Consider the following 3,934-nt stretch of genomic DNA (forward strand, 5'->3'; position numbering starts at 1 on the left):
GCCATTGAGAATGTTATCGCCATCGCCCGCCACCAGCGTGTCATTTCCTGCTGTGCCGGTGAGCGTGTGGCTGTCCTGGTAGCTGATGGTCACGTCCGCAAATGGACCATCATTTACGCGGACCGCTTCACCTGGCTCGAACAACGTCTTCGGCTTAGGCTTGTCGCTACCGTCAGCAACTCGGCGCAGAATCGCTTCCGCTTCCTTATCGGTGATCGGCGCAGGCTTATCAGCAGTACCACCGATAAAACCCATCACACGAGGAGTATCCTTGACCAAGTGCCAAGTACCCTCGTTCATATCCATTTGCACCAGCACGTAGCCAGGGAAGAATTTGCGCTCGCTCTTGCGCTTCTGGCCATTGCGCATCTCAACCACTTCTTCAGTGGGGACCAGAATTTCGCCGAAGCCATCTTCCATGCCAGCCAGCTTTACGCGCTCAATGAGCGAGCGCATTACATGCTTCTCGTAACCGGAGTAAGCATGCACAACATACCAACGCTTAGCCACGGGACACCCTTAGCCGACAATCAAGGAAACAAGCCAGCCGAGCAGGGAATCAAGCCCCCACAACAGCAACGCCATAACCAAGACAACAGCCACCACAATCAGGGTGGTCTGCGTGGTCTCTTGGCGAGTTGGCCAAACGACTTTACGAATTTCGGTACGCGCTTCCTTAACCAGTACGAAGAAAGACTTGCCTTTGACAGTCTGCAGGCCTACGAAGGCAGCCACAGCAGCAATAGCAAGCAATGCGAGTACACGGTACAGGATCGGCGAAGCAGAGAAGTACTGATTGCCAACAACGCCTACAACCACCAAAGCGACTACCAAAAGCCACTTGAGGAGATCGAAACGAGAGCCTTGAGCTTCAGCTTTAGGAGTCATCTATGAAGATCCTGTGAAAAGAAAGCCAGACACACCGAGTGAATCTGGCAGGTCAGGAGGGAATCGAACCCCCAACCTACGGTTTTGGAGACCGTCGCTCTGCCAATTGAGCTACTGACCTAAAACAAAATCAGGCCGACCATTATGCTGACCTGAAAAAGACTTTACAACCACTTCTTAGGTGACCCAGCTGCAGAACCGACAACCTTAGCACCGGCAAGCTTCAAAATCGAGATGAAGCGCAACCAAAGCCACCTAAAACAAAGGCAGATATTTTCATATCTGCCTTGTTATATGGAGCTCTTGAGCGGATTTGAACCGCTGACCTCACCCTTACCAAGGGTGTGCTCTACCAACTGAGCTACAAGAGCTTAAACCATGCAAAACCTGCAAACTTGGAGCGGGTAGCGGGAATCGAACCCGCATCATCAGCTTGGAAGGCTGAGGTTCTACCACTAAACTATACCCGCGAGCCTGCAGCTCTCGCTAAAATGGTGGAGGGGGAAGGATTCGAACCTTCGAAGTCGTAGACGTCAGATTTACAGTCTGATCCCTTTGGCCGCTCGGGAACCCCTCCTAAGCGAGCCGGCATTCTACATCATGCCAGCCTTCTGTCAAGCACTTTTCTCATTAAAATCTTGAGGTTAGCTGCGTTGACTACGCTTCACACTTCTCACCGCTTGCGGTGTTCGCTGTGGAGCGGGCGCCATTCTATGCAAACTATTCAGAGGGCGCAACCCCCTCACAAGGCATTATTTTATGTTTTAACTCATTGAATTCTTTAGAAAGGTTTTGCAACTGCAAATCATCCAGCCAGCGCCTGCTTTCCGGGGCTACACGCAGCCAATAGCCGGCGGCTTCTCCCGATCGAGGGAGCGTCTGAAACTTGACATCCATCCCCACCAACCGGCGCTCGAGCCCCTGAGCAATCTCCTGGCGTACAAAACCACCCAAATAAAGGCAGCCGGAATCTGGCTGGACGCTCTTCGCCTTATCCTTGGTCGCCTCCGCCGCCTCACTCAGCAGACGAATATCCTGCTGAGTCCCCCGATACAAACTCAGCGGGGTGACATCTTTCGCGCGCAGAGGAGCCTCTTGTTGGTGCCAGATGTAATAAAACACGTTGAGGACGAGTAGCAGCAAGAACAACCAACGCATAAAAACCTCAGGACAAAGGACAAGCCATTGCCAATCCGACAAACACCAGGTCCGGAATTACCCTGGCCTGAGGCACAACCTCAGAGACCAAGGCCGAATCACCACCCGTCAGGAACACCGTAAAGTCCTCCCCCCAGTAGCTGCGAGCCAAATCGAGCTGAGACTGCACAAAGCCTCGCAGCATCAGCACGCAACCACGTTCGACAGCCTCAACAGTATTACGCCCCGGAACAAGGCTCTCCAGCGCACGTTCAGCCGCGAGATCACCGTACCGGATCTTACGAGTATGAGTGCGCAGCTGATTACGCATCAAAGGCATCCCTGGGCATATGAATCCACCGAGATGCTCACCATCATCCGCAACGAAATCGGCCGTAACGGCGGTGCCAAAATCCAGCACCAGGCATGCGCCTGCGGCCAGATGAAACCCTCCAAGCAGAGCAAGCCAGCGATCCAGCCCCAGCCGCTCAAACTCATCGTATCCGTTACGAACGCCAGACATGACTCGTGCGGGAGTCGCACAAACCACAGGGACATCGAACGCTCCCCTCAGGAGAGAGATCAGCGCCTCGGTCTCTTCAGTAGTTCTTACACTCACCAATCGACAGGATTGGAGCGCAAGTCCCTTAAGCGCCCTCACCCCCTCCAGCAATGCCGAGTCCGAATCAACGACCCCCTCCCCCAGCACCTCGCAGGTGTGCGGGTCGAGAACGCGCCACTTGATGAAGCTGTTTCCGCAGTCGAGCTCAAGAATCATTACGCAACCTCAGGCTCAGCTCACCACCGCTGAAGACTTTCTCCACGCCAGCCACCCTCAGGCGCAAGGCACCCTGATTATCGATACCCAGTACTTCGCCATCTATTTGATTTACGCCGGCAATCAGCGACACATCACGCCCCTGCCACAGATGATTTTGCTCCCACTCCGCCCTAAGCGCAGAGAAGCCATCAGCCTGGTGGCGCGCCAGATAGTCCTGCAGCGCTATGCCGAGCTCGGCAACCAATTGATTGCGATCAAACACCCGCCCCGCCTCCAGACGCATGGAAGTCCACTGCTGATCAACCTCGTCAGTCATCTGCATGTTTACATTAATGCCGACACCCAGCACTACGTGACATACATCCGCAGGATCACCGACCAATTCCAACAATATCCCGGCAATCTTTTTTTGATCGACCAGAACATCATTCGGCCATTTCAACCCCACCCTGGAAACACCCAACTGACGCAACGTGCGAAGAACGGCGAGCCCAACAACAAGACTCAAGCCCTCCAACTGACGCATTCCGCCCTCTACACGCAGCACCAGGCTGAAATATATGTTCTCCGCGAACGGACTTGCCCACTTCCTTCCCCTCCGCCCCCGACCGGCAGTCTGCCGCTCGGAAAGCACCAAAAAGGGAGAGGGCCGATTTTGCTCGATTGCTCGCAGAGCCTCAGCATTTGTGGAGTCGATGGAATCGAAAACCTGGACTGGCCACCCGCAAGAGGGTGCCAACCGGCTTATTTCCACAGGATCAAGCAGCGTCAACGGCGCAGCCAATTGATAGCCACGCCCTCGAACCTTATGAATGGACAATCCCAGCTCAGCCTCCAATTGCTGAAGCTGCTTCCATACCGCACTGCGACTGATGCCCAGGGCAGCACCCAGTGCCTGCCCCGAATGAAATCGACCGTCCTTAAGAAGCTCTAACAACGTCAGCATGCAAGTCTCGCTTCACAATGAGGTCCGCATGATAGCCACGCCCCGTGCAATTGCATAGAAAGCCGGTAATGCAGATTTTCTGCGGGCAAAACAAAACCCCTACCTGCGTACGCAGATAGGGGTTTCGGAATTTAATCTTGACGATGACCTACTCTCACATGGGGAAACCCCACACTACCATC

Annotated in this window: 5 protein-coding genes and 4 tRNA genes; all 9 read right to left on the reverse strand. The window is 54.2% G+C overall.

Annotated features, from left to right (window positions below; all coding sequences use genetic code 11):
* The coding region (gene nusG / locus ACQKP2_RS32005) for a transcription termination/antitermination protein NusG (protein WP_427582269.1) at positions 1-510 on the reverse strand (510 nt) is incomplete at its 3' end.
* Between the two features lie 9 nt (positions 511-519).
* Complete coding sequence (gene secE / locus ACQKP2_RS32010) at positions 520-888, reverse strand: preprotein translocase subunit SecE (protein WP_427582270.1); 369 nt, start codon at positions 886-888, stop codon at positions 520-522.
* Between the two features lie 45 nt (positions 889-933).
* Positions 934-1,009: transfer RNA gene (locus ACQKP2_RS32015), tRNA-Trp, on the reverse strand.
* Between the two features lie 174 nt (positions 1,010-1,183).
* Positions 1,184-1,259: transfer RNA gene (locus ACQKP2_RS32020), tRNA-Thr, on the reverse strand.
* A 25-nt stretch (positions 1,260-1,284) separates the two neighbouring features.
* Positions 1,285-1,358: transfer RNA gene (locus tag ACQKP2_RS32025), tRNA-Gly, on the reverse strand.
* A gap of 22 nt (positions 1,359-1,380) precedes the next feature.
* Positions 1,381-1,465 (reverse strand) — tRNA-Tyr (locus tag ACQKP2_RS32030).
* Between the two features lie 143 nt (positions 1,466-1,608).
* Complete coding sequence (locus ACQKP2_RS32035) at positions 1,609-2,046, reverse strand: hypothetical protein (RefSeq protein WP_427582271.1); 438 nt, start codon at positions 2,044-2,046, stop codon at positions 1,609-1,611.
* A 7-nt stretch (positions 2,047-2,053) separates the two neighbouring features.
* Positions 2,054-2,803 carry a pantothenate kinase gene (locus tag ACQKP2_RS32040; protein ID WP_427582272.1) on the reverse strand — a complete coding sequence of 250 codons (750 nt, stop codon included), beginning with the start codon at positions 2,801-2,803 and terminating at the stop codon, positions 2,054-2,056.
* On the reverse strand, positions 2,793-3,752 hold the full coding sequence (birA, locus tag ACQKP2_RS32045) for a bifunctional biotin--[acetyl-CoA-carboxylase] ligase/biotin operon repressor BirA (protein ID WP_427582273.1): 960 nt from the start codon (positions 3,750-3,752) through the stop codon (positions 2,793-2,795). The genes ACQKP2_RS32040 and birA overlap by 11 nt, the downstream gene beginning before the upstream one ends.
* Positions 3,753-3,934: the final 182 nt, after the last annotated feature.

The organism is Pseudomonas sp. NPDC089569 (assembly GCF_050280625.1).
Classification (GTDB): domain Bacteria; phylum Pseudomonadota; class Gammaproteobacteria; order Pseudomonadales; family Pseudomonadaceae; genus Aquipseudomonas.

Excerpts from the sequence above, each read along its gene's own strand:
- secE (WP_427582270.1), bottom strand. The coding sequence starts at position 888 with ATGACTCCTAAAGCTGAAGCTCAAGGCTCTCGTTTCGATCTCCTCAAG.
- ACQKP2_RS32035 (WP_427582271.1), bottom strand. The coding sequence starts at position 2,046 with ATGCGTTGGTTGTTCTTGCTGCTACTCGTCCTCAACGTGTTTTATTAC.
- ACQKP2_RS32040 (WP_427582272.1), bottom strand. The coding sequence starts at position 2,803 with ATGATTCTTGAGCTCGACTGCGGAAACAGCTTCATCAAGTGGCGCGTT.
- birA (WP_427582273.1), bottom strand. The coding sequence starts at position 3,752 with ATGCTGACGTTGTTAGAGCTTCTTAAGGACGGTCGATTTCATTCGGGG.